Below are 22,031 nucleotides of genomic sequence, written 5' to 3' on the forward strand. Positions count from 1 at the left end.
CAAAGTTAAAAAGGTTAAGAAGTAGCTCCCGTGCACCCCCAGACAGTACTTGGTTTTATGCCCTACCTTGCTGGAACGTGGCCATGCCGTGCTCCAAATCTCTTAAGGACTGACCCCCTTAGTAACTGCTTTCGGTGCCGTGGAAACAGGAAGCGAACTATACACCTATGCGCATGGGATGCAAGGGTTTTTCAGAAAAATTTTCAGGACGGGGAGTTGCCCGTTGGATGGCTGCTCCGGCGTTCGTTCTGGTACCCGCTTGACCGTTCGGTTTATACTCTGATCCCTGACGAAAGATGGAACAAGGATGTACATGGCTGCTGAGGCCCTTGTAGAACTGGAAAATGTGGTTTTTGCCCGTGGCCCGCACCCGGTGCTGGCCGGGGTGAACATGCGTATTCCGCGCGGTGCCATCGTCGCCCTGATGGGGGCCAGTGGCGGTGGCAAGACCACCATGCTCAATCTCATGGCCGGTACCCTGCGCCCGCAGTCCGGGCAAATCCGTATTGCCGGGCAGGATCTGCAAACACTCAGTGAGGAGGCCATTTACGGCTTGCGCCGCCAGATGGGCATGCTGTTTCAGCACAGCGCCCTGTTTAGCGATTTGAGCGCCTTTGAAAACGTGGCTTTTCCGTTGCGTCGCCATTTTCGTCTGCCCGAATCGGTATTGCGTAAACTGGTCATGATGAAGCTGGAGGCCGTGGGTTTGCGGGGCGCGGCGGGTCTTTTTCCGGCAGAGCTTTCCGGGGGTATGGGGCGGCGGATCGCCCTGGCCCGGGCGGTAGTGATGGATCCGATGTTGATATTTTATGACGAACCTTTTACCGGCCTTGATCCCATCAGCGTCGGCATCATTGCCGCGCTTATCAAACGCCTGAATGCGGCCCTGGGAGCGACCAGCGTGCTGGTCAGTCATGACGTGGAAGAAACCTTCTCCATTGCTGACTACGGTTTTATTCTGGCGGGCGGCAAAATTATTGCCGAGGGCAGTCCGGATGTATTGCGCAACAGTGACTCTGCCCTGGCCCGGCAGTTTCTGGGAGGGCAACCTGACGGGCCGGTACCTTTCCATTATCCAACCCAACAGGATTATGCGGCAGCCCTGCGCGATAGCCGCTCTCCCGGCGAGCGGTTCTAAACGATGGCTTTTCTCGATTTCATTCCGCAAATGGGGCGGCGGACGCTGCAGACGGTGCCCGGCCTGGGAGCGGCCAGCCGTTTTCTGCTGTCGAGTCTCCTGAGTATATTCAATCGCCATTTCAGTATTCAGCAATTGTTCCGGCAGATTTACGGATTTGGTGTCCGCTCGCTTATTCTCATGGTCGTTGCGGCGTTTTTTACGGGAATGGTCCTAGGCTTTCAGGGGTATTACGCGCTGGTGCGCTTCGGGGCCACTTCCGCTTTGGGGACCCTGGTGGCCCTGTCCCTGCTGCGCGAGCTGGGACCGGTGTTGACCGCATTGCTCTTTGCCGGGCGTGCGGGCTCTGCGCTGACGGCGGAAATCAGCTCCATGAAAGCGACGGAACAGTTGAGTGCCATGGAAATGATGGCCGTCAACCCCCTGGCCTGGGTCGTGGCCCCCCGGTTGTGGGCGGGAATTATTGCAGTGCCTGTCCTCTGTGCGATTTTTGATCTGGTCGGGATTTTTGGGGGATATCTGATTTCTGTGCCCGTCCTGGGGGTGGATGGCGGCACTTTCTGGGCACAAATGCAGTCCAATGTGACCTTTTCCGGAGATATTCTGACCGGTTTGTTCAAGGCCCTGTGTTTCGGCGTGGTGGTGACCTGGATTGCGGCCTGGAAGGGCTACACGGCGCGGCCCACGGCAGAGGGCGTAGGGAATGCCACGACCCTCAGCGTGGTTACCGCCTCGCTGACGGTTCTGGGGCTTGATTTTATTCTTACAGCATTGCTATTTAGCTGAAGGCAGGAAGTCTATGGAAACGCGGGCGATAGATTGGTGGGTCGGCATATTTGTGCTGCTGGGTATTGCGGCCCTGGTGGTGCTGGCCTTGCGGGTGGGGAACCTTTCGGGTTTTGCCTATGATAACGGCTATGTGCTGCACGCGGATTTCAACAATGTGGGCAGTCTGAAAACCCGCAGCCCGGTCAAGCTGGGGGGAGTCACCATCGGTGAAGTCACCCATATTGGCATGAATCCGAAAACCTACATGGCCAAGGTCACCATGCGCATCGAGCCCGCCATCAAATTGCCCATTGATACAGGGGCTTCCATTTATACTCAGGGGTTGCTGGGGGAGCAGTACGTCGCCATCCAGCCCGGTGGTATGCCCCAGAATCTCAAGCCCGGCGGGACCATCACCATGACCCAGGGGGCGGTGAATATCGATCAGATGATTGGCCAGATGGTCTTCAGCAAGGCTGAGGGAAGTAGTAAGGCTTCAGGAAATCAATAAGGAGAATTTGCATGCGTCAAATCACCTGGATAGCGCTGTTCTGGATGTTGTTTGCCTGGACTTTACCCGCCAGTGCAGCGGAAGCCCCCAATGCCCAGGGGGCTGTCACCGTGGTACATGATCTCACCGATAATGTCCTGAAGGTCTTGCGGACCAACAAAGGTAAAGCCATCACTCCGGCAGTCAAAACACAAATCGCGGATATTGTTTTGCCGCACATGGACTTTACGACCATGTCTCAGTACGTCATGGCCCAGTACTGGCGGCAGATGAATCCCGCTCAGCAGAAAGAGTTTGTGGTACTGTTTAAAGATCTGTTGGTGCGTACCTACAGCAATGCCCTGAATCATTATAACGGCCAGACGGTAAGAATTACCGGCAGTCAGCAGGTTTCCCAGAATCCGCCGGTAGCCCAGGTCAACATGGTCATTCGCCAGGCCGAAGGGGGCCCCGATATTCCCGTCATCTACGCCTTGCTCTACACCGATCAACATTGGCGGATCTACAATACTTATATCGACGGAGTGAGTATGGTGCTCAATTATCGTCAGAGTTTCGGTCAGGTAGCTTCCAGCCGTGGTATTCCTGCTTTGCTCCAACAAATGAAGGCAAAAGATGCTACGGAAGAAAAAAGCGGGAAATCATCCCGTTGAGTGAGGCGGGAAGCTGGCAGCAGCGGGAGGTCCAGGGACAGAATCGCCTGTGCCTCTCGGGGGACTGGCGGGTCGCCCACCTCGATGGACTGCTCAAGCGCTTTGACTGGAAACGCGATGGCCAAAGCTGTGCGGCCATTGCCCTGGATGAGCTGGAGGCGGGAGATAGTGCGACTCTGGCATTACTCATGGAGTGGACCCAGATTCAGGAAAGTCGGAAGGTAACCCTGCAAATTATCGGAATGCCCCAGTCCTTGCAGGAACTGGTTGGCCTTTATCGCTTGCAGGATATGTTGCATATCTCTCATGACTGACATTCCCGCCATTCATATTCAGGGCTTGCGGAAAGCCTACCAGAGCGGGCATCTGGCGCTGGCGGGGGTGGATCTGGATATTCACGCCGGTGAGTTTTTTGGGCTGCTGGGCCCCAACGGGGCGGGTAAATCTTCGCTGATCAACATCCTTGCCGGGGTGGTGCGTCGCTCCAGTGGAGTTGCGGAAATATTCGGTTTTGATGTGGAGAAGGATTTTCGGCGTACCCGACAGTTGCTGGGCGTGGTTCCCCAGGAACTGGCCTATGATCCCTTTTTTACGGTGCGCGAGTTCCTGCGCATGCAATCGGGTTATTTTGGCCTGCGCCACAATGATGACTGGCTGGATGAGTTGATGTCCGAACTGGATCTGGCGGACAAGGCCAATGCCAATCTGCGCAACTTGTCGGGCGGTATGAAAAGACGGGTGCTGATTGCCCAGGCGCTGGTTCACCGTCCGCCGGTGGTGGTGCTGGATGAGCCTACTGCCGGGGTGGACGTGGAGTTGCGCCAGGGGCTCTGGCAGTTCATCCGGCGTTACAATGCCGAAGGGCGGACGGTGATTCTGACCACCCATTATCTGGAAGAAGCCGAAGAACTGTGCGAGCGCATTGCCATTCTCCAGCAGGGAAGCATCGTCGCCCTGGACCGCAAGGAAGCCTTGTTGCGCGCATCCAACTGGCGCATCCTGACGGTGACTTTTGATCGTGATCCGGGCGAGCTCAGTCCGGCCCTGGAGGATTTGCTGACGGGGGCCAGCGAGCATGTTCGCGTCTTTCGTATTGATGCGCAGCGTCATCCTCTGGGCAGTGTGTTGGCCCAGTTGCAGCATTTGCCCGCGCAAATCCTCGATCTGCATTTACAGGAGCCTCGTCTGGAGGACGCTTTTACCGACATTCTCGGCCAGTTGCGCTGAACAGCCGACTTTGACATGCGTCTGGATCTGTTTCTGAAAATGTCGCGGCTGATCAAACGCCGCAGCCTGGCCAAGGAAATTTGTGACGCAGGCTGCGTGCACATCAATGGTCGGGTCGCCAAGGCTGGTGCCGAAGTGAAGGTCGCTGATGTGTTGACGGTGGACATTCGTGACCGTTTGATCCGGGCGCGCATACTGCGTTTGCCGCAGCGGGTGGAAGGGCCGGAGGGGATTGTGGAAATGCTGCCAGAGGAGTCGGAATGAACAACTTGCCGCGACTGGTGCTGACGGTTGGGGAGCCAGCGGGAATCGGACCGGATATTTGTCTGCAGCTGGCCGCTCACCCCCTCTCTGCCGGTGTATTGCTGTTGGGGGATATGCATTGCCTGCGCAGCCGGGCGCTGCTGCTGGGACTACCCGTAAGACTGGAGGCCTGGCAGGAGGGCGATGACTGGCCAGCCATAGAGCCGGGAGTATTGCGGGTGCTGCACCTCCCCCTGGCCCACCCCTGCCGGCCAGGCCATCTGGATCCGGCCAACGCCCCGGCAGTGTTGAGCAGCCTGGATAAAGCGCTGGCTCTGCTGCGCACCGGCCTGGCTGATGCCCTGGTGACCGCTCCCGTCCATAAGGGCATCATCAATGATGCGGGCATTCCTTTTACCGGGCATACCGAATATCTTGCGGCCGCCTGCGGTCAGGATGAGGTGGTCATGCTGCTCGCGGGGCGCGGTTTGCGGGTTGCCCTGGCCACCACCCACCTCCCTCTGGCACAAGTACCTGCAGCCATTACCCGCAGTGGTCTGGAAACGACCCTGCGCATTTTGCACACATCCCTCATTCGGGATTTTGCCCTGGCCGCACCTCGTATTCTGGTGGCCGGACTGAATCCCCACGCCGGGGAGGGGGGGCATCTCGGTCGCGAAGAAATCGAGGTGATTACCCCGGTCATTCAGTCTCTGCAAAAAGAGGGGATGCGCGTTTCCGGACCCTGGCCTGCGGATACCCTCTTTACCCCGCGACTGCTGGAAGATGCCGATGCGGTACTGGCCATGTATCACGATCAGGGGCTGCCGGTTTTGAAATATCACGCTTTTGGCGAGGCAGTGAATATTACCCTGGGACTGCCGATAGTGCGTACCAGCGTTGATCATGGCACGGCGCTGGACGTGGCGGGTAGCGGTCGTGCTCAGGGAGAAAGTCTTCTCCATGCCCTGGAGGCTGCGGCAGAAATCGTCCGCAACCGGCGTACAGCAAACTGTTGATGGGCCAGACCGTTGACCTGCCCGTATGGGCCTGTTTAAACGATCCGCTGGCGTCCCTCAGGCACCTGGGCCAGCAGGAATTCCATCTGGTCGGCGAGAATACGGCGGTTACTGAGCAACAGATATTCTGCCCAGGTCGGGGTAAAAGGCACGGCCAGTAAGGGCATGTGGGCTTCATCGGGAGTGCGGTTGTCCTTGCGGCTGTTACAGCTGCGGCAGGCCGTTACCACATTGGTCCAGATGTCTCTGCCCTTGCGGGAGATGGGGATGATATGATCACGGGTCAGTTCACGGACCGGATAATGCTTGCCGCAGTACATGCACAGATGGTGATCACGATGGAACAGGGTTTGATTGGAGAGGGCGGGAGGGCGAATTTTGCCCAGATGCCGACCGCGTACCGCAATCACCGGATGAATGTCCAGTTGCGAGTGAATGCCACTGCGTCGGCATACGCCACCGTGAGCGGTGAAAAAAGGATTCCCGAGGGTCCAGGCAACATTACCCCGGACATAGTGGGCGGCGGCTTCTTCCCAGGTTTCCCAGGCCATGGGACGACCACCGACGTCAAGACGAAGCACGAGGTGCATAAGCTTTCCGTTTCGCATCGCCTGCAAGAGGCGTCACCCAAATATAGCATGAAGCGAGGTTGATAATGCAAGTAGCTGCTTTGCCGCCTGCCAAAAAGCGCTTTGGTCAGAATTTTCTGGTGCAACCGGCTATGGTGGAGCGCATTATGGCGGCGATTCGTCCGCAGCCCCGGGATTTTCTCGTGGAAATCGGACCGGGGCCGGGAGCTCTGACCAGAAGGCTGTTGCCTACCCTGGCGCATTTGATCGTCATTGAACTGGATCGAGATATGATTCCCGCCCTCGAAAATCTCGCGACCCCGGAGCAGCTGACCGTTGTCCAAGCCGATGCCTTGAAAGTGGACTTTGCGCGTCTGGGCGAAAGTGACAAGCCCCTGCGGGTGGTCGGCAACCTGCCTTACAATGTGGCGACCCCCATTATTTTTCACATCCTGGAGTCTGCCGGGCGGATTCAGGACATGCACTTCATGTTGCAAAAAGAAGTGGTGGATCGCATGGTGGCTGCTCCCGGTAGCAAAACCTACGGGCGTTTGTCGGTGATGATCCAGGCCTCGTGCCAGGTCGAATCCCTGTTCACGGTGGCTCCCGGAAATTTTTATCCGGTGCCCAAGGTGGATTCTGCCTTCATGCGTTTGCTACCCTACCAGCCAGCTTTGCTGCAGGAACCGCAGCGTACGGCCTTTGCCCAGATAGTGGCGCGCAGTTTTGCCCAGCGTCGCAAGACCATGGCTAATAACTTGCGGGGTATTTTCAGCGCTGAGCAGTTGCGGGCTCTGGATATTGATCCGGCCTGTCGCGCCGAAACGCTGGATCAGGCCGCTTTTTTCCGCCTCGCCGAGGCTTTTGCAAAACAAGGATCCCAAGCATGAATCATCTGGAAGTTGTCGAAAAGTTGTTTGCCGAACTGGATTGGGAAGCCAAAATGCTCCCGGATTATCCGGTCATGACCTGTGCCCTGCAGATTCCCAATGGCACCCTGGATATTTTTTGTCATGTGCATGCCGAACGCGAACGTATCCTGTTTTATTTGCGTCCCCAGAATCTGGATATTACTGATAACAAACGCCTGGCAGTGGCCGAGTTTGTGACCCGGGCCAACTATGGCCTGTCTTTGGGGAATTTCGAGTTGGATATGGAAGACGGCGAAATCAATTTCAAGACCATCTTACAGGCCCCTGCCAGCGTATTGTCTACCGCTTTGTTGCGTCCCTATTTACTGGTAGGGGTAGAAACCATCAATCATTACCTGCCCGGACTGGACAAGGTGCTGGCCGGACAGGAAACTCCTGCGGCAGCCATCAAGACGCTGGAGACCGGGACAGCGGTTCACTAGCGCTCCCGCCGATGATGCCATTGCCGATCAGCAGGGGGGTGATGCCCATGCCACGAATTTTGGCCAGAGTAGGTTGGGCATCGGCGAGGGAATCATAGGTCCGGGTTTGCAGACGATAGAGGGTATTGCTGCCGTTGTTGTCGACTTTGGACATGCTGGTACTGACCCCCAGTAGGGCCAGACGATCGCGGAGGACCACCGCCGCCGCGCGGTTGGTGAACGCGCCCACCTGAATAGTGACCGGTTGATGCACGGGTATGGCCGGGGCGCTGTCGGTAGCAGCGGCCGGAATACCGGGACCGCTTCCGAGAATGTCTGCGGGAATATCCACATGCATTTTCGGCAGGATCCGGTAAAAATTGAAATCTACTCCGCTGCGGGTGGAGGCTGTCGGCGCAGTTGTCGAGCTGCCGCTCGTAGTACTTGCCGGCGCTGAACTGACAGTGTTGGCTGCGGCAGGTACGCTGCCGGGGAGGACGGCGGCGGCCAGGGACATAGAGCTGGCGCTGCTGGTTACCTGCGACGCGGCACTACTGTTGGCAGATGCTGTTGCTGCGGTACTGCCGGTGGTACCCGGCAGCAGGCCGAGTTTGCCGGTGTTGATGGGTAATTGCGCAATCCACCACCAGACTCCCGCACTGAGCAGGAGGATCAGAAAAAGCAGCACCCAGGGCCAGCGCCGAACGCTGCGCGGTGCAGCAGAGGGTTGCGTGTCTTCCTCTTCTGCATATATTTCTTCAGGTTCCGCTGGTTGCGGTCGACGGGGAGGCGGGCTTGGGCGCTGTTCTCCTGAAGGTGGGCGGCTGGTCTGGTTTTTATAATCGCGCATGACTGCCTACATTTGCTCCGGCGCCGAGACACCCAGCAGACGCAGGCCATTGGCAATAGTCTGGGCGACCCCTTTGCAGAGGATCAGACGAGCGTGGCGTAAGGAGATTTCCTCAACGAGAATTCTCGTCGAGTTGTAGTAGGTGTGAAAAGAGGCCGCCAGATCCCGCAAATAAAAGGCGATTTGATGTGGTTCGCGATCCCGGGCGGCACTTTGTACCACTTCCGGAAAGCGCCAGAGGGCATCCATGAGCGCTAGTTCGCGGGGATCCTGGAGGCATTCCAGATCAGCTTCATGGTCTGCGGGCAGGGTTAAACCCTTTTCGGCAGCCTGACGGAGCATGGAATAGACCCGGGCATGGGCGTACTGGATATAAAACACCGGATTTTCTTCGGAATGCTTTTTGGCCAGATCGAGATCAAAGTCCAGATGCTGATCGGCACGCCGCAGTACATAGAAAAAGCGGGCGGCATCATTGCCGACTTCCTCGCGCAGCTCGCGCAAGGTAACGAATTCGCCGGCGCGGGTGGACATGGAGACTTTTTCCGTGCCGCGATACAAAATGGCAAACTGTACCAGCACCACTTCCAGCTGGTCGTCATTCAGACCCAAAGCCTGCAGTGCCGCCTTGACCCGGGGGACATAGCCGTGATGGTCTGCACCCCACATATCGATGACCCGGGTAAAGCCCCGGGCAAATTTTTCGGCATGGTAGGCGATGTCAGACGCAAAGTAAGTATAAGCCCCGTTTTCGCGGCGAATGACCCGGTCCTTGTCGTCGCCAAAAGCCGTGGATTTGAACCAGAGCGCGCCTTCCTGCAGATAGCAGTGACCCGCCGACTCCAGCGCCGCCACAGCCCGGTCAACGGCTCCGGAATCCACCAGTTGTCGTTCGGAATACCAGTTTTGATAATGCACCCCGAACTGTTCCAGATCCGCACGGATGTCGCTGAGAATGCTGTCCAGCCCGGCACTGTGCAGGATCTGGTAATCCTCCTTACCCAGACGTTCTTTCAGGTGTGCGATCAGGGCGTCTATGGCCGCATCCGGGTCTTCCAGAGCAGGTAGGTCGGGCATTCCACTGCGGGCATGCTGCAGACTTTCGCCCACCTTCGCGCGGAGTTCAGCCGCAATTTCGCGCACATAATCACCCCGGTAGCTGTTGTCGGGGAAAGCCCAGGGCAACAGGTCTGCCGCTTCCAGATAACGCATGAAGACACTGGCGGCGAGAATGTCCATTTGCCGGCCGGCGTCATTCACATAATATTCACAAAAAACGTCATAACCATTGAAGCGCAGAATATTGGCGAGGCTCGCGCCGTAGGCGGCACCCCGACCATGACCTACATGCAGTGGACCGGTAGGATTGGCGGAAACAAACTCCAGTTGCAGTTTTTGCTGGCTGCCCTGCTGGTTGGCTCCGAACTGATTTTTCTCGGTCTGGATTTTGGCGATGACCCCGTGGAAGGCGGCAGGAGCCAGGAAGAAATTGATGAAGCCGGGTCCGGCAATTTCCGTGCGCACGATCCAGTCACTGGCAGGAAGGGCTGCTATGATGGCTGTGGCCAGATCCCGGGGTTTGCGCCCGGCCTTTTTGGCCAGGAGCAGGGCGACATTGCTGGCCAGATCGCCGTGTTCCTGCTGTTTGGGGCGATCCAGTTCGAGATTTTCCGGAATCTCCGGAATGATCCCCTCACGCCGAAGGTTTTCGAGAGCCGCTTGCAGGGGCTGGAGAACAAATGCTTTCACGGGGCTACCTTATCCAGTCAATTTTTGCTTTAGTGTAACTGATGTGGACGCTTTACGGCAGGGGTTGTTGTATGTTTGTCACTTTGGCTGTGGATGACTTCGCCAGAGACTGGCGCATGATGGAGGGAGTGGATAACGATGCATGATTATTGGGGAGCGTTCTGGCGCTGGTTCACCACGCCCTGGCATTTACCGGGCAATATCCTGATTCAGCCCCTGGGAATTGTCGAATTTGTTCTGATTCTGGTGTTTCTCTGGTGGGGGGCTATCTGGTTGCGGCGGCTGACCCGCAGAACCCTGACCCGCAGTCTGGGCGCCGCTACGGCTTATGCCATCTCGCGGCTGACCTATTATGTGGTTATTGCCCTGGGAATTCTCATCGCCCTGCAGACTGTCGGGGTCAATCTCAGCAGCTTGAGCATTCTCGGTGGTGTGGTCGGTGTGGGCCTCGGTTTTGGCTTGCAGAATATATTCAGCAACTTTGCTTCCGGACTGATCCTGCTCTTTGAACACAGTATCAAAGTGGGAGATTACATCCAGATCAAGGAAAACGGTCTGCATGGTGAAGTCAAAAGACTCAGTGTCCGCTATACCCAGGTCATGACCAATGATCACGTCGATATTCTGGTGCCCAATTCCCAGTTCGTGAATGGCGAAGTCATTAACTGGAGCCTCGATGATGCGGTCATGCGCGTACACATTCCCTTTCGGGTTCCCTATGGTACTGATCGGGAAAAACTCCGGGAGCTGGTGGTGAATACCGCACTGGCCCAGCCATTATGTGTAAAAAATGACCGCTATCCGCCCTCTCTCTGGATCAATGCCTTTGGGGAGGCAGGATACGAATGCGATATGATTGTCTGGGTGGACAAGGAAGGTCTGATGCGACCGGGCAGTACCCGGGCGATCTTTAACTGGGCACTGGCAGAAGCCCTGGAAAAAGCCGGTATCGAAATTCCCCGTCCCCGTCAGGAGGTGGTGCTGGCTCCCCCGGCAGCTTCAGCTTTTGCCGAGGCTGCAAAACCGCTTTCTTCCTCTTCTTCTGCGATGTAGTTGCCTGGTCCTGTGGCGTTTTGTAGGCGGCTCGGGGGAGTGATGAAAAAATAGGCGATCAAGGCCGCCCCCAGACAAATCCACATGGACAGGCGCAGCAGATTGTCCATGCTCAGGGTATCTGCCTTGACCAGGATCAGATGCTGCAGGGTCGCGGGTGAAAAATCAAAATCGCTGTGGAAGTGACTGATCTGCCCGCGCAAATGATCTGCGGCCATGGCGCTGTAGCGGCTCCAATAGACACTCAGCAGGCTGACACCGATATTGGCGCTGAACACCCGGATGAAATTGCTGGTGGTTGCGGCAGAGGGGATTTCCGCGCTGTTCAATCCAGAGAGGATGATGAGGGTCAAGGGCACGAAGAGCATGCCGACGCCAATGCCAATCAGCAGAATGGGGATAAACAGATCTGACAGGCTGCTCATGGGGCTGAGATAAGCGTGCCCATAGGCAAAGGCAAAAATCAGGAAACACAGGCTGGCCAGGCGGCGCAAGCCCAGTAGTCCCCGGAGTCGATCCATAAGGGTGGACAGGGGAATGGCGCCGAGGCCGATGGGGAAAAGCACCAGGCTGGCCCAGAAGCCGTTGAATCCCAGATCTTCCTCAGCCCAGAGCGGTAGAATCGAGGCCCAACCCATGAACATGGCCCAACCCAGGCAGAGCAGCAGCAGTCCCAGCCAATAGTTGCGCCGCTTGAGAAAATGGATTTCCAGCAGGGGGTGAGTGGTTTCACTCTCCCGCCAGGCAAAGAGGATGAAAAACACCAGAGCGAGCAGGGTCATTTTCAGAATGAAAGAAGAATGCCACCAGCCATATTCTTCCCCCTGGTCGAGGACGATCTGCAGGCTCATCAGCCCTCCGTACAGCAGCCCGAATCCCCAGCCGTCAAAAGACGGCAGAATTTTTTTCCCCGCATCTTTGGCATCCCTGGCATCCCGGGGAATTCCGCTGCTACCAAGAAAGAAAGCCAGTATCCAGAATGGCAGAGAGAGCAGGAAAATGCTGCGATATCCCAATTCCGTGGCCAGTAATCCGCCCAGTGCCGGCCCGAAGAAAAAGGGCATGAGCATGGCATTACTCCAGAATACGGTCACCAGGCCATGAAGACGTTCCGGACTGTGGCGTAAAAACAGGCTTTGACTGAGGGGCACCAGCAGCCCGGCGGCAATGCCTTCCAGGGCCCGGGACAGGAGCATGATCCAGAGATTGCTGGTGGTTGCGCTGATGAGGGTGCCGAGGGTGGCGACCGTGACCGCCGCCTGAAAGACGCGGCGCATACCGAAGCGTTGAGTGGTCCAGGGCATGAGCGTAATCCCCAGGGACCAGTGGACAATAAAGTAGGTTAGGGTCCACAAAGCGTGATCGTTACTGGTGGACAGTCCTCCCGCGATATAAGGGAAAATGCCTTGCACCGAGGCGCCATCAAAGGAGCCCATGGCCAGGGCCAGGGCCACCCCGGCAAACAGCGGCCAGGTTCTGGACAATGGCTGGATGCTCTGCATCAGATGCCTCCCTGTAAATTTGCCCTACTCTAGCGCCGCTACTAATATACAACCAATAGATTGATTTGCTCTCATTGATCGGAAAATCCAATTGAAAATTCACGCCGAAGAATTGTTGACCTTTCTGGCGGTGGCTGAAGCAGGAGGGGTGGGACGCGGAGCCCGCCACCTGCAACGCAGTCAGCCCGCTGTCTCCGAACGCTTGCGGGCCTTGCAGCTGACTTTGGGGGAACCCCTTTACCAGCGGAGTGGGCGCAGTATCAAACTGACCGCCGCCGGAGAATCTCTGTTGCCTTATGCCCGGCGTCTGCGAGAAAACCTGGCAGAGGTGGAAAGCTGGTCGGCGCGCCGCCAGAATCTGCAGGAAGGCAGTTTGCGTATTGCAGCCACCAATACCGTCGCCAACTATTTTCTGATGGAGCATCTGGCCCGTTTCCGCAGTAGCTACCCGAGCATCCAGCTACAATTGAAAACCGGCCCACTGCCGGACAATCTTGCTTTGGGTAGTTGGGATTTACTGTTTACTGAAGAACAGATTGCTGCAGACCACCTACCCCAGCACATGGAACAGGAAGCCTGGCGGGAGGATGAACTGGTGGCGATCTTGCCCCGGAATCATCCCTGGGTTCAGGAAGGGCGCCAATCGGCACATTGGGAGGAGATTCTGCAGCAACCAGTTGTCTGGCGGGAAGCCCACTCCGGGATTCGGCGTCGGGTGGAGGCGGCTATTGCCCATGCCGGACTTTGTGCACGCTGCAGTGTAGAGGTGACGGGCGTCGAAGCGCTGCGCGATGCTGTCGCGGCGGGCCTGGGTATTGGCTTTGCTTCGGTGGAGGCGCTGGACAAGGTACGCTGGCCGTTAGCATCCTTACGTCTGGAACCGCCCCGGGGGTTGTTCTGGACCCTGTTTTTAATCCGTCCCCAGGCGGATTTTCAGTCGCGGGCAGTCAGGGTGTTTTTGCAGTTGCTGCAGGGGGCATGATTTTTAGAGGGGCCAGGGACAACTGTAGCGCAGGTTAATGTCGCAAAAAGCATCCTCATGCACCCCGGCTGTTCAGTCTTTACGTTGTCATCAGAAACACGCCCGAACCCCCCGCCGGGTGCTCCAGCCAGATCAGGGGCAAATCGGGGCGCTGCTCACTGAGGGCAATTTCCGCATCTCCGGTTTCCACGATCAACACTCCACCGGTTTCGAGATGCTGCGGCGCCTGCTCCAGCAGAGGGAGCAGGCAGTCCAGTCCGTCTGTTCCGGCCGCCAGTGCGAGGCGCGGCTCATGGGTGTATTCCGGCGGCAATTCGGCCATGGCGGCGGCATCTACATAGGGTGGATTGCTGATGATCAGATCGTAACGCTGCCCAGGCAAAGCAGAGAAGAGATCAGACTGATAAAGTTGCACCTGATCTTCCAGGCCATGCTGCAACACATTGGCGCGGGCAACATTCAGGGCATCCGGAGAAATATCCACGGCGTGCACTTCGGCATGGGGAAAACGCAGGGCCATGGTAATGGCCATGCATCCTGAACCGGTACCGATTTCCAGAATGCGGCGCACCCGGGTTTCGTCCACCCAGGGGGCAAAACCCTCTTCGATGAAGGGCTCAATCAGGCTGCGCGGAATCAGCACCCGTTCATCCACCATAAAGCGCAAACCGGCAAACCAGGCTTCGCCGGTGATGTAAGCTGCCGGGCGGCGAAGCATTTCGCGCTGATAAAAGTGGTTGAGGACCAGATGTTTTTCTTCAGGCAAAAGCCGGGCGTTGCTGAAGTCGCCCAGATCTTCCGGCTCCAGGTGTAATGCCCGGGCCAGAATCAGGTCGGCTTCGGCGCGGGGATTTTGCTGCCCTTGGCTGAAATCCAGACGGGCGGCAGCAAAACGACTGGCTCCCCAGCGGCGGAAATCGCCCACGCTGGACAGGGTATGCCCGGCCAGATGTATATATTGTTCGAGGCGCATTAGTGGATCTCCAGCCAGACGGGACAATGATCAGAGCCGGTGACTTCCGTGGCAATACCTGCGTCTTGCAGGCGCGGCAAGAGACTCTGGTGTACCCAGAAATAATCCAGACGCCAGCCAATATCCCGACTGCGCGCGTCGGTGCGCTGGCTCCACCAGGAATACCGCGCCGCATCGGGATGAAAATGACGAAAACTGTCTACCCAGCCATGCTGTTCCCATAAATCCAGACAGGCTCTTTCTTCGGGCAGAAAGCCCGAGATGCGCTGGTTTTCCTTGGGGCGGGCAAGATCTATGGGACGGTGGGCCGTGTTCACATCACCGCAAAATACCGCTGGACGGCCTGCTGCTACCCGCTGATTGATCCGCTCCAGGAAAGTGGCATAAAAATCCAGCTTGAAAGCCAGTCTTTCACTATCTTTTTTGCCATTGGGGAAATAAACATTGTAAAGATCAAAAGCGCCGCAATCCGTGATGACGACTCTGCCCTCGGCGTCAAAGCGTTCGATCCCCAGTCCCGCCTGGGCAGGACAATCAGCGTTCTTGCTGAAGGTGACCACGCCACTGTACCCGGGGCGTTGAGCAACCGCCCAGCAACTGCTGTAACCATCCAACCGGCTTTCTTCCGGACCCATAGTGGCAGGATTGGCCTTGCTTTCCTGAATGCAGAGCAGATCGGGTTTGGCCTTGTCCACCCAGTCGCGCAGTCCCTTGCGGCAGGCTGCCCGCCAGCCATTCACATTCCAGCTGTAAAGACGCATTTGCCTGACCTTTAGCGCATCACCCGCACAGCCAGAAAATCGCTGTCGGCAATGACTTTCTCAAGAATGTTGCGGGCATTTTCGCCCGCCGTTCCGGCGGTGGCCAGCAGCGCCAGACCTTCCCGTGCCGCTGTCGGGCTGATGACACCATGCCGCAGGGCGAGGTGATAAAGTACGGCGACACTCATTTCAGTGTCGGGCGTTTTGACCAGCTCCTCCTGCAATTGCGCGGAGGGGCCGCCGTAGAGCAGCAGTTTTTGGATGTGCTCGATATTGGGAAGTGCTGTTTTATCCATCCTGTTGTCCTTATGGCGCCGGGTGTCAGCGCATGCAGTTTATGGTTTTTCGGGGCCGGGCCAGCCGGTGCAGCGCAGTGACCAGAAGCCACCGGACTGCGGGTCGGCCAGTAGTGGCCCCAGTTCGGTGAGGCCAGCGCTGAGCGCTTCCTTGACGCCCCAGGGGGGATTGATCAGCAGGAGACCACTGCCGAAAAGAGTTTCCCGTCCCTCTTCAGGTTTTTGCAGCAGTTCATATACCAGCACCGGAATCCGGCCGCGCAGGGCCTGCCACAAACGCGTGATCGTACCGCGAATTTTTATGGGATACCAGACAAGATAGGTACCCTGGGACCAGCGCCCATAGGCACGCAGCAGAGTGTCGGCAAGAGCTTCCCACTCATCGCGGCGTTCAAAGGGCGGGTCGATCAGGACCAGGCCGCGCTTTTCCGGTGGGGGCATATGGGCGAACAGCGCCCGGTAACCATCTTCGTTGAGGATGCTGGTGCGCGGTCTTTTTCCCAGTTGCTGGCGTAACTGTGCGACGGTTTCCGGCACGCTTTCGCATAAAATCATCCGGTCGTCGGGGCGCAGCAATGCTGCCGCCAGCCGGGCGGAGCCGGGATAGTGCTGCAGTTGTTTGTCCGGGTGAATCTGGTGAATGATTTTCAGCCACTCTCCACATTGCGGCAGACTGCGGCGGTCGGACCACAGGCGGGCAATACCGCTGAGATGCTCGCCGGAAGCCCCCAGAGTATAACTGCCCGCCCCGGCGTGGGTGTCCATATACGCCAGGGGCGTGTCCTTGCGGGTCAAAGCGGTCAGCGTCAGATAAAGCGCCAGATGTTTGACGCAATCGGCAGCATTGCCGGCGTGAAATTGATGTTGGTAGTTCATGGTTCCTGGTGATTCCTGGGCTTGGCTTGAGGCGATGCTTTCGTCATGATAGCAGAGTCCACGCTGGCCTACCCATAAGGAGAAAAAGATGCGCCTGTTCGCTACCGAAACCAGTCCCTACGCCCGCAAAGTCCGTATGGCATTACTCGAAAAAAATCTGCCCTGTGAAGTGGAATGGGTCAATTTGCGGGCGCCGGAACATGCCGCCCTGTCCCACAACCCCTTGGGGAAAATCCCGGTATTGCTGCGCAACGATGGTTCAGCAGTTTACGATTCCGCCGTGATTATTCAGTACCTGGAAATGTTGCGCCCGGATCCTGCCATTATTCCCCGGGACCCCGAGGCGCGTATTGAAGCGCTCCGGGTCGAGGCTCTGGCCAGCGGCATTATGGATACCACCATTGCCTGGGTGCTGGAGCAGCGTCATGCTACGGATTGTCAGGATTTGAACATGTTGCAACGGGCCAAAGGTAAAGTCTGCACAGCCCTGGCCATGCTCCAGGAAGAAAGTAAAGCCTGGAAAGATGCAGCAAATGCTCCCGTATTGAATCTGTCGCAAATAGCGACGGTCGCCGCCGTGGGGTATGTGGATTTGCGCGCACCGGATTTTCTGGTCCAGTTTCCCGACCTGATGGCCTGGATGCACAGTATGCGTTTACGGCCCAGCATCAGCGCGACGCTGCCCCAGTAATGTCCATGAAAATCGCCAGCTGGAACGTCAACTCACTCAAGGTGCGTCTTCCTCAGGTGCTGGAGTGGTTGCAGGAGCAATCGCCCGATCTGCTTTGCCTTCAGGAAACCAAGCTGGTGGATGAAAAATTTCCCGTCGCAGAGCTGGCGGCGGCGGGGTATCACGCCCTATATCATGGGCAACCCACTTATAATGGCGTTGCCATCCTGAGCCGTGCCAAACCGGAAAGCCCTCAATGTGACTGGCCCGATGGCGGGGATGGTCAAGCCCGTCTTTGCGCGGCCACATTTGCGGGTATTCGTGTCGTCAATGTATATGTGCCCAACGGCCAGTCCCTGGAGAGTGACAAGTATCCCTACAAACTGCAGTGGCTGGAGCGTCTGCGGGGGCTGATAGCCAATGAACTGGCGCAGTGGCCGCAATTGCTGCTGGTTGGCGATTTCAATATTGCGCCTGATGATCGCGATGTATTCGACCCGGTGGCCTGGGGCGAGGATGTGCTCTGTTCTCCGCCGGAGCGGGCGGCCTTGACAGCTTTGCTGGAGCTGGGATTACAGGATAGTTGGCGGCAACTCCACGGTGATCTCCAGGAGTGGAGCTGGTGGGATTATCGGGCTGCGGGTTTTCGCCGTAATCGCGGGCTGCGTATTGATCTGATCCTGGCCTCCAAGGTCTTGTTGCCTACAATTCAGGATGTGGTCATCGACCGCAATGCCCGGGCTGCTGAACGACCTTCGGACCATGCCCCCGTCTTTATAGTGTTACAGGAGGAGAGATGATTGGTGTATTGCTCGTTAATCTGGGTACGCCGGAAGCTCCCACGCCCCCGGCGGTACGACGTTATCTGCGCGAGTTTCTCAGTGATACCCGGGTAGTGGAGTTACCCCGGATTGTCTGGTGGCCCATATTGAACGGTCCGATTCTGACTTTTCGTCCGGCCCGTTCCGCCCGCAATTATGCCAGCATCTGGATGCCGGAGGGATCTCCTCTTTTGGTATATAGTCAGCGTCTTGCCGAAGGTCTGCAAAAATATGCGGATACCCACTTTCCGGGGGAGGTGCGGGTCACGCTGGCCATGCGTTACGGAAAACCCTCTTTGCGCCAGGGGCTTGCAGAGCTGCGTCAGGCAGGCTGCGAAAAGGTCCTGTTAGTCCCGCTCTACCCTCAGTACGCCGCCGCTACCACCGCCTCTATTTTTGACAAGGTCGCAGAAGAATTTCGCAGCATGCGGGAAATTCCGGAATTGCGCATGCTGCGCGACTGGCATGATCACCCTGCCTATATTCGGGCTCTTGCCGAGAGTGTCAAACACTGGTGGCAGGAAAACGGTCGCGCCAAAAAACTGCTCATCTCTTTTCACGGTTTACCGCAGCGCTCCATCCAGTTAGGAGATCCCTACCGTCGGCAGTGCGAAAAAACCACGGCGCTACTGGTGCAGGAACTGGGTCTGCAGCAGGGGGAATGGGTGCAAACTTTTCAAAGTCGCTTTGGCGCCGCAAAGTGGCTCGAACCCTATACGGACAAGACGCTGGTACAGCTGGCGAAAGAAGGGGTGGAGGAAATCGATGCGCTCTGTCCCGGATTTACGGCGGATTGTGTGGAAACGCTTCAGGAAATTGCCCTGGAAGGCAAAGAAACTTTTCTGGGCGCGGGCGGTAAGGCCTTGCGTTATATTCCGGCGCTGAATGATAATCCTATATGGATCAATGCATTTTCAGAAATTTTGGCGCCTTCCTGGCAAAGCTGGGAGATTCCCGAAAATTTTGCCGTTTCTACCCAGTCGGGCTAGAATTCCCACGAAATCAGTCTTCCTTCTTCATCTCTCAGCCATAGGACGCGCCACATGATTATCAGCAAAGACAAGGTAGTCACCATCGACTATTCCCTCACCGACGAAGAGGGCGAGCTGATTGACAGCTCGGTAGGTGAAGAACCCCTCATTTATCTGCACGGACATCATGGCATCATTCCTGGTCTGGAGCAGGCACTGGCCGGGCACCGCACGGGGGACAAGGTCGAAGTGTCCATTCCCCCGGAAGAAGGCTACGGAGATTGGGACGAAGACCTGGTGGAAGTGGTAGCCAGGGAGGACTTTGATGACCCGGAAGAGCTGGAAATCGGAACGCAGTTTGAAACCGAGACGGACGAGGGTACGCGTCTGGCCACGGTCATTGATATTGAAGGGGAAGATGTCACCGTGGACCTGAATCATCCGCTGGCGGGCATGACCCTCAACTTTGATGTCACCGTTCTGGATGTGCGTGATGCGACAGCGGAAGAACTGGCGCATGGTCATGTGCATGGCGAGCACGGTCACGAGCATTGACCGGAGGCGGTCCGGCTCTTAAGCCATCAGCGGCTGACTTGCGGCCTTCTGGTGCGGGATTGCGCGCCGATCAGGATGTCTGGCCGCAAGTCCATCCCCGTCCACAATGATTTGAGCTGACTCCATGCGCGCTTTGGGCTTGATGTCCGGGACCAGTGCCGATGGGGTGGATGCCGCTCTGCTGGATTTTGCGGCCCCTCGTGAACAGGCTTATGTCGGGATGTATAGTCAGGCTTTTGCTGCGCCCTTGCGGGACATGGTGCTTGCGGCCAATGGTCCTTTGCCCGTGGAACAAATGGCTATACTGGATCGTCATCTGGGTGCCTGTTACGCCGATGTGGCCCAGGCCGCCATTGCGCAAATGGGTCCCGTGGATTTCATTGCCCTGCACGGTCAGACCATCCGCCATCAGCCCCGCGCCGAGCCGGGCTTTACCCTGCAGATTGGTTCGGCCGCCGATGTGGCCGTAGCTACCGGGTTGACGGTGGTTCATGATTTTCGGCGTGCAGATGTGGCGGCAGGCGGGGAAGGTGCGCCTTTGGTGCCACCCTTTCATCACTATCTTTTTCAGAATGATCAGGCGCGGGCAATCCTGAATCTCGGGGGAATGGCCAATTTGACCTGGATTCCGGGTGCTGGTGATCCCCGTCCTCTGCAGGCTTTTGACAGTGGTCCTGGCAATGTCTTGATAGATGCTGCAGTACGCTTGCTCAGTGGTGGTGCATCCCAATGTGATCTGGACGGCCGCTTGGGTGCTGCCGGAAAAGTTCAGGAAGGGCCGCTGATGCAGTGGCTCAAGCATCCCTTTTTCCGGCAGGTTCCACCCAAAAGTACAGGACGGGAAAGTTTTGACGATCAGTTGGTCCGTAGCTGGTGGGCGGATTGGACTTATGGGGAGACGGATTTTGTGGCGACGATCACGGCGCTGACCGCGCGCAGTATCGCTGAGGCGCTGCGGGCCTGGACGCCTGGAGCGGCAGAGCTTCTGGTTTTTGGCGGCGGTGCCGAAAATCCGACCTTGGTAGATGCGTTGCGGGCAGCTTTACCGGAATTGCCGGTGTGGCTCGGCGCACAAGTCAGCGGAATCCCGGCCCAGGCTCTGGAGGCCCTGGCCTTTGCCTGGTTGGGTGGGCAATGTTTACTGGGCAGAACCTTGCCTTATGCTCAGGTGACCGGTGTTCGCCAGTCCGTAGTGCTGGGTAATATCCTGCCCGGTAAAAACTGGCCGAAGCTGCTCGCTGTGCTGGCCAATTATCCGGAGAAGGCATGTATTGATGGGCATTGATTCAGAAACGTTGGCACCCGCAGAAATGTGGCATCCTGGCGGTGCGAGTGTCGTCTACGGCATCATCGGTGATCCGGTAAAACACAGCCTGTCGCCCTGGATGCATCGCCTGTTTGCCGCGCAACAGGGCCTCGACACCGTGTATGTTCCCTTTCCGGCAAGGGAGGCGGATTTGCCCAAGGTTCTGGAAGGCCTTGCTGCCTCGGGAGTGCAGGGCCTCAATATCACCGTTCCCCACAAGGAAGCGGTACTGTCTCTGGTCGATGATCTCAGTCCGGAAGCGCAACAAATCGGCGCCGTTAACACGATTCATTTTACGGCGGGGCGCAGTTATGGGACGAACACCGATGCCCTGGGTTTTCAGCGGGCTTTGGAGCGTCGTGCCGGCAACGACTGGCGCACTGCAGCGGTATTGGTCATTGGCGCAGGGGGCGCCGCCAGAGCCATTGTTTATGCTTTGGGAAGTGCCGGCTGTCCGGCCATTTATGTGGCCAACCGGCATCCTGACCGGGCGGAAAAGCTGGCCAGGGAATTCCCACAGTTTCCCTTGCATCCCCTGCCCCTGGAGCGCAAAAGCCTCACTCGGATTTTGCCCCGGATCGGCTTGCTGGTGAATACCAGCGCCCTGGGCCTGCATGGAGAAAGTCATCCGGAGCTGGATCTGGAATGCTTGCCAACCCATGGCAAAGTTTACGATATCGTCTATAACCCCTTGGAAACCCCGTTGTTACGGACTGCCCGCCAGTGTGGGCGGGACGCGATGGACGGCTTGGGGATGCTGGTGGAACAGGGTGCGGAGAGCTTCCGCATCTGGACGGGTGTTTTACCGCAAACCCCCCTTGTGGAGGATACATTAAGGCGATGGCTGCAAACCCGGAACAAATAGCTTTGACGCCCGTACTACGGGCCCTGGTCAGTAACGGGCTGGGGAATGAAGCGCAACTGGTCAATCTTGCCAATGACCCTGGGCGCGGCAAGAAACCCTTGCTGTTTTATGCGGTGGAAAAAGGGGCAGTTCCGGCCGCAGCACTGATGGCGCACCTCTCCCAGCGCTACAACATGCCCATGCTTGACCTGGACGCTGTCATTATTGACGATCTGCTGCTGCGCCGGGTCGATAAAAACCTGATGAGCCGCTATCTGGTCCTGCCTTTATCCAAACGCGGAGATACCCTTTATCTGGCCATGGCCGACCCCACCGATTTCAAGGCGGTGGAGGACATCAA

General features: G+C 57.4%; 27 protein-coding genes. 19 read left to right on the top strand and 8 right to left on the bottom strand.

Annotated elements, in window-relative coordinates; translation table 11 throughout:
• Positions 1 to 313 precede the first annotated feature (313 nt).
• Genes AC2VLR_RS07770 through pdxA form a run of 8 tightly spaced genes read left to right on the top strand, consistent with a single transcriptional unit; the run spans position 314 to position 5,559 of the window.
• Positions 314 to 1,138 carry an ABC transporter ATP-binding protein gene (locus AC2VLR_RS07770; RefSeq protein ID WP_486881624.1) on the top strand — a complete coding sequence of 275 codons (825 nt, stop codon included), beginning with the start codon at positions 314 to 316 and terminating at the stop codon, positions 1,136 to 1,138.
• Between the two features lie 3 nt (positions 1,139 to 1,141).
• Positions 1,142 to 1,924, top strand: coding sequence for a lipid asymmetry maintenance ABC transporter permease subunit MlaE (mlaE, locus tag AC2VLR_RS07775; protein WP_486881625.1), 783 nt, complete (start codon positions 1,142 to 1,144; stop codon positions 1,922 to 1,924).
• A 13-nt stretch (positions 1,925 to 1,937) separates the two neighbouring features.
• Entirely contained in the window at positions 1,938 to 2,417 is a 480-nt protein-coding gene (gene mlaD / locus AC2VLR_RS07780) for an outer membrane lipid asymmetry maintenance protein MlaD (protein WP_215842531.1), read from the top strand.
• Positions 2,418 to 2,428: 11 nt separating this feature from the next.
• Entirely contained in the window at positions 2,429 to 3,070 is a 642-nt protein-coding gene (locus AC2VLR_RS07785) for an MlaC/ttg2D family ABC transporter substrate-binding protein (protein WP_486881626.1), read from the top strand.
• Positions 3,067 to 3,384, top strand: a complete 318-nt coding sequence (locus AC2VLR_RS07790; protein WP_486881627.1) for an STAS domain-containing protein — start codon at positions 3,067 to 3,069, stop codon at positions 3,382 to 3,384. Before AC2VLR_RS07785 ends, AC2VLR_RS07790 begins: the two co-directional genes overlap by 4 nt.
• Positions 3,377 to 4,297: an ABC transporter ATP-binding protein gene (locus AC2VLR_RS07795; RefSeq protein WP_215844461.1), complete on the top strand. Its 921-nt coding sequence runs from the start codon at positions 3,377 to 3,379 to the stop codon at positions 4,295 to 4,297. Before AC2VLR_RS07790 ends, AC2VLR_RS07795 begins: the two co-directional genes overlap by 8 nt.
• 15 nt (positions 4,298 to 4,312) lie before the next feature.
• Positions 4,313 to 4,561: a S4 domain-containing protein gene (locus tag AC2VLR_RS07800; protein ID WP_486881628.1), complete on the top strand. Its 249-nt coding sequence runs from the start codon at positions 4,313 to 4,315 to the stop codon at positions 4,559 to 4,561.
• A complete protein-coding gene (gene pdxA, locus AC2VLR_RS07805; RefSeq protein ID WP_486881629.1) occupies positions 4,558 to 5,559 on the top strand; it encodes a 4-hydroxythreonine-4-phosphate dehydrogenase PdxA in 1,002 nt (333 codons plus the stop codon). Before AC2VLR_RS07800 ends, pdxA begins: the two co-directional genes overlap by 4 nt.
• A gap of 35 nt (positions 5,560 to 5,594) precedes the next feature.
• On the opposite strand, the gene AC2VLR_RS07810 is transcribed toward pdxA, so the two are convergent.
• Positions 5,595 to 6,149 carry an HNH endonuclease gene (locus tag AC2VLR_RS07810; protein WP_486881630.1) on the bottom strand — a complete coding sequence of 185 codons (555 nt, stop codon included), beginning with the start codon at positions 6,147 to 6,149 and terminating at the stop codon, positions 5,595 to 5,597.
• Positions 6,150 to 6,214: 65 nt separating this feature from the next.
• Between AC2VLR_RS07810 and rsmA the strand changes: the two genes are divergently transcribed.
• Positions 6,215 to 7,018, top strand: coding sequence for a 16S rRNA (adenine(1518)-N(6)/adenine(1519)-N(6))-dimethyltransferase RsmA (rsmA, locus tag AC2VLR_RS07815; RefSeq protein WP_486881631.1), 804 nt, complete (start codon positions 6,215 to 6,217; stop codon positions 7,016 to 7,018).
• Positions 7,015 to 7,482 carry a YbjN domain-containing protein gene (locus AC2VLR_RS07820; RefSeq protein WP_486881632.1) on the top strand — a complete coding sequence of 156 codons (468 nt, stop codon included), beginning with the start codon at positions 7,015 to 7,017 and terminating at the stop codon, positions 7,480 to 7,482. Before rsmA ends, AC2VLR_RS07820 begins: the two co-directional genes overlap by 4 nt.
• On the opposite strand, the gene AC2VLR_RS07825 is transcribed toward AC2VLR_RS07820, so the two are convergent.
• Positions 7,448 to 8,311, bottom strand: coding sequence for an SPOR domain-containing protein (locus AC2VLR_RS07825; protein WP_486881633.1), 864 nt, complete (start codon positions 8,309 to 8,311; stop codon positions 7,448 to 7,450). The two genes, AC2VLR_RS07820 and AC2VLR_RS07825, sit on opposite strands and share 35 nt — an antisense overlap.
• Before the next feature lie 6 nt (positions 8,312 to 8,317).
• Positions 8,318 to 10,060, bottom strand: a complete 1,743-nt coding sequence (gene argS, locus AC2VLR_RS07830; RefSeq protein ID WP_486881634.1) for an arginine--tRNA ligase — start codon at positions 10,058 to 10,060, stop codon at positions 8,318 to 8,320.
• Positions 10,061 to 10,198: 138 nt separating this feature from the next.
• On the opposite strand from argS, the gene AC2VLR_RS07835 reads away from it, so the two are divergent.
• Entirely contained in the window at positions 10,199 to 11,113 is a 915-nt protein-coding gene (locus tag AC2VLR_RS07835) for a mechanosensitive ion channel family protein (RefSeq protein ID WP_486881635.1), read from the top strand.
• Here AC2VLR_RS07835 and AC2VLR_RS07840 read toward each other — a convergent pair.
• Positions 11,029 to 12,615, bottom strand: a complete 1,587-nt coding sequence (locus AC2VLR_RS07840; RefSeq protein ID WP_486881636.1) for an MFS transporter — start codon at positions 12,613 to 12,615, stop codon at positions 11,029 to 11,031. The two genes, AC2VLR_RS07835 and AC2VLR_RS07840, sit on opposite strands and share 85 nt — an antisense overlap.
• 91 nt (positions 12,616 to 12,706) lie before the next feature.
• On the opposite strand from AC2VLR_RS07840, the gene AC2VLR_RS07845 reads away from it, so the two are divergent.
• A complete protein-coding gene (locus AC2VLR_RS07845; RefSeq protein WP_486881637.1) occupies positions 12,707 to 13,597 on the top strand; it encodes a LysR family transcriptional regulator in 891 nt (296 codons plus the stop codon).
• Between the two features lie 79 nt (positions 13,598 to 13,676).
• Here AC2VLR_RS07845 and prmB read toward each other — a convergent pair whose 3' ends face one another.
• The 4 genes from prmB to AC2VLR_RS07865 are packed head-to-tail and all read right to left on the bottom strand — an operon-like array spanning position 13,677 to position 16,503.
• Positions 13,677 to 14,570 (bottom strand): 50S ribosomal protein L3 N(5)-glutamine methyltransferase, encoded by an 894-nt coding sequence (gene prmB, locus AC2VLR_RS07850; protein WP_486881638.1) that lies wholly within the window; start codon positions 14,568 to 14,570, stop codon positions 13,677 to 13,679.
• Positions 14,570 to 15,331: an exodeoxyribonuclease III gene (locus tag AC2VLR_RS07855; protein WP_486881639.1), complete on the bottom strand. Its 762-nt coding sequence runs from the start codon at positions 15,329 to 15,331 to the stop codon at positions 14,570 to 14,572. Before AC2VLR_RS07855 ends, prmB begins: the two co-directional genes overlap by 1 nt.
• An 11-nt stretch (positions 15,332 to 15,342) precedes the next feature.
• Positions 15,343 to 15,627: a DUF2322 family protein gene (locus tag AC2VLR_RS07860; protein ID WP_486881640.1), complete on the bottom strand. Its 285-nt coding sequence runs from the start codon at positions 15,625 to 15,627 to the stop codon at positions 15,343 to 15,345.
• 39 nt (positions 15,628 to 15,666) lie between these two features.
• Entirely contained in the window at positions 15,667 to 16,503 is an 837-nt protein-coding gene (locus AC2VLR_RS07865) for a 23S rRNA (adenine(2030)-N(6))-methyltransferase RlmJ (RefSeq protein WP_486881641.1), read from the bottom strand.
• A gap of 88 nt (positions 16,504 to 16,591) precedes the next feature.
• Here AC2VLR_RS07865 and AC2VLR_RS07870 point away from each other — a divergent pair, with 88 nt between their 5' ends.
• The 7 genes from AC2VLR_RS07870 to AC2VLR_RS07900 form a co-directional block, all read left to right on the top strand.
• Entirely contained in the window at positions 16,592 to 17,194 is a 603-nt protein-coding gene (locus AC2VLR_RS07870; protein WP_486881642.1) for a glutathione S-transferase N-terminal domain-containing protein, read from the top strand.
• Entirely contained in the window at positions 17,194 to 17,973 is a 780-nt protein-coding gene (gene xth / locus AC2VLR_RS07875; protein WP_486881643.1) for an exodeoxyribonuclease III, read from the top strand. Before AC2VLR_RS07870 ends, xth begins: the two co-directional genes overlap by 1 nt.
• Positions 17,970 to 18,983, top strand: coding sequence for a ferrochelatase (gene hemH / locus AC2VLR_RS07880; protein ID WP_486881644.1), 1,014 nt, complete (start codon positions 17,970 to 17,972; stop codon positions 18,981 to 18,983). The genes xth and hemH overlap by 4 nt, the downstream gene beginning before the upstream one ends.
• Positions 18,984 to 19,037: 54 nt before the next feature.
• Positions 19,038 to 19,520 carry an FKBP-type peptidyl-prolyl cis-trans isomerase gene (locus tag AC2VLR_RS07885; protein WP_486881645.1) on the top strand — a complete coding sequence of 161 codons (483 nt, stop codon included), beginning with the start codon at positions 19,038 to 19,040 and terminating at the stop codon, positions 19,518 to 19,520.
• 124 nt (positions 19,521 to 19,644) lie between these two features.
• Positions 19,645 to 20,805: an anhydro-N-acetylmuramic acid kinase gene (locus AC2VLR_RS07890; protein WP_486881646.1), complete on the top strand. Its 1,161-nt coding sequence runs from the start codon at positions 19,645 to 19,647 to the stop codon at positions 20,803 to 20,805.
• On the top strand, positions 20,795 to 21,691 hold the full coding sequence (locus AC2VLR_RS07895) for a shikimate dehydrogenase (RefSeq protein WP_486881647.1): 897 nt from the start codon (positions 20,795 to 20,797) through the stop codon (positions 21,689 to 21,691). The genes AC2VLR_RS07890 and AC2VLR_RS07895 overlap by 11 nt, the downstream gene beginning before the upstream one ends.
• A partial coding sequence (locus AC2VLR_RS07900; RefSeq protein WP_486881648.1) for a GspE/PulE/PilB domain-containing protein occupies positions 21,667 to 22,031 on the top strand: 365 nt, incomplete at its 3' end. The genes AC2VLR_RS07895 and AC2VLR_RS07900, both read left to right, overlap by 25 nt.

It is taken from the genome of Acidithiobacillus sp. TH-A117 (assembly GCF_057473465.1).

Bases quoted from the DNA above. Each gene is read 5' to 3' on its own strand.
- AC2VLR_RS07865 (WP_486881641.1), bottom strand. From the start codon at position 16,503: ATGAACTACCAACATCAATTTCACGCCGGCAATGCTGCCGATTGCGTC.
- rsmA (WP_486881631.1), top strand. From the start codon at position 6,215: ATGCAAGTAGCTGCTTTGCCGCCTGCCAAAAAGCGCTTTGGTCAGAAT.
- AC2VLR_RS07810 (WP_486881630.1), bottom strand. From the start codon at position 6,149: ATGCACCTCGTGCTTCGTCTTGACGTCGGTGGTCGTCCCATGGCCTGG.
- AC2VLR_RS07820 (WP_486881632.1), top strand. From the start codon at position 7,015: ATGAATCATCTGGAAGTTGTCGAAAAGTTGTTTGCCGAACTGGATTGG.
- AC2VLR_RS07800 (WP_486881628.1), top strand. From the start codon at position 4,313: ATGCGTCTGGATCTGTTTCTGAAAATGTCGCGGCTGATCAAACGCCGC.
- mlaE (WP_486881625.1), top strand. From the start codon at position 1,142: ATGGCTTTTCTCGATTTCATTCCGCAAATGGGGCGGCGGACGCTGCAG.
- prmB (WP_486881638.1), bottom strand. From the start codon at position 14,570: ATGCGCCTCGAACAATATATACATCTGGCCGGGCATACCCTGTCCAGC.
- AC2VLR_RS07795 (WP_215844461.1), top strand. From the start codon at position 3,377: ATGACTGACATTCCCGCCATTCATATTCAGGGCTTGCGGAAAGCCTAC.
- AC2VLR_RS07785 (WP_486881626.1), top strand. From the start codon at position 2,429: ATGCGTCAAATCACCTGGATAGCGCTGTTCTGGATGTTGTTTGCCTGG.
- AC2VLR_RS07825 (WP_486881633.1), bottom strand. From the start codon at position 8,311: ATGCGCGATTATAAAAACCAGACCAGCCGCCCACCTTCAGGAGAACAG.
- AC2VLR_RS07840 (WP_486881636.1), bottom strand. From the start codon at position 12,615: ATGCAGAGCATCCAGCCATTGTCCAGAACCTGGCCGCTGTTTGCCGGG.
- mlaD (WP_215842531.1), top strand. From the start codon at position 1,938: ATGGAAACGCGGGCGATAGATTGGTGGGTCGGCATATTTGTGCTGCTG.
- pdxA (WP_486881629.1), top strand. From the start codon at position 4,558: ATGAACAACTTGCCGCGACTGGTGCTGACGGTTGGGGAGCCAGCGGGA.
- hemH (WP_486881644.1), top strand. From the start codon at position 17,970: ATGATTGGTGTATTGCTCGTTAATCTGGGTACGCCGGAAGCTCCCACG.
- AC2VLR_RS07890 (WP_486881646.1), top strand. From the start codon at position 19,645: ATGCGCGCTTTGGGCTTGATGTCCGGGACCAGTGCCGATGGGGTGGAT.
- AC2VLR_RS07860 (WP_486881640.1), bottom strand. From the start codon at position 15,627: ATGGATAAAACAGCACTTCCCAATATCGAGCACATCCAAAAACTGCTG.
- AC2VLR_RS07835 (WP_486881635.1), top strand. From the start codon at position 10,199: ATGCATGATTATTGGGGAGCGTTCTGGCGCTGGTTCACCACGCCCTGG.
- AC2VLR_RS07855 (WP_486881639.1), bottom strand. From the start codon at position 15,331: ATGCGTCTTTACAGCTGGAATGTGAATGGCTGGCGGGCAGCCTGCCGC.
- AC2VLR_RS07770 (WP_486881624.1), top strand. From the start codon at position 314: ATGGCTGCTGAGGCCCTTGTAGAACTGGAAAATGTGGTTTTTGCCCGT.
- AC2VLR_RS07885 (WP_486881645.1), top strand. From the start codon at position 19,038: ATGATTATCAGCAAAGACAAGGTAGTCACCATCGACTATTCCCTCACC.
- xth (WP_486881643.1), top strand. From the start codon at position 17,194: ATGTCCATGAAAATCGCCAGCTGGAACGTCAACTCACTCAAGGTGCGT.
- AC2VLR_RS07895 (WP_486881647.1), top strand. From the start codon at position 20,795: ATGGGCATTGATTCAGAAACGTTGGCACCCGCAGAAATGTGGCATCCT.
- AC2VLR_RS07870 (WP_486881642.1), top strand. From the start codon at position 16,592: ATGCGCCTGTTCGCTACCGAAACCAGTCCCTACGCCCGCAAAGTCCGT.